This is a genomic window from Grimontia sedimenti (assembly GCF_011045095.1).
GTDB classification, from domain to species: domain Bacteria; phylum Pseudomonadota; class Gammaproteobacteria; order Enterobacterales; family Vibrionaceae; genus Enterovibrio; species Enterovibrio sedimenti.
This window is the reverse complement of record NZ_JAALDL010000062.1, coordinates 1-447: the sequence shown is the minus strand read 5'-3', so window position 1 is coordinate 447 and position 447 is coordinate 1. Positions and strand designations below refer to the sequence as shown.

Annotated in this window: 1 protein-coding gene; it reads right to left on the bottom strand. The window is 59.7% G+C overall.

Features of this window, described 5'->3' with window-relative positions:
* Positions 1 to 447 (bottom strand): immunoglobulin-like domain-containing protein (locus G5S52_RS23500; RefSeq protein ID WP_165018894.1); only part of this gene is annotated, 447 nt, incomplete at both ends.

Below are 447 nucleotides of genomic sequence, written 5' to 3'. Positions count from 1 at the left end.
TGCTTCCGACAGGGTGAGGGTGTAACTGGCTGCTTCGCCTTCATTCACTGAGGCATCACCCGTCAGTGTCAGGGTCGGCGCATCCGTGGTGGTGCCATCATTGATGGTGGTTTCCACCGCAGCCGGCGCGGTTGGCTGCGCTTCGAAGTCACCGCCAGCGGTAGCATTCACCGAGACGGTAAACACATCATCATCCGCCGATTCGTTCAGGCTGTCATCTAGGGTGTCGACGGTGAAGTCAGTGGACGTGGTGCCTGCCGCAATGACCACATCACGGGTCACCGGCGTGACATCGCCATCTTCCGTGGTCTTGTGAGCCACGACGATAGTCACGGTGAAATCAGCGGTTGGCGCTTCACTGAGTGTCAAGGTGTAGCTGGCCGCTTCACCTTCATTCACTGAGGCATCGCCCGTCAGGGTCAGGGTTGGCGCATCCGTGGTGGTGCC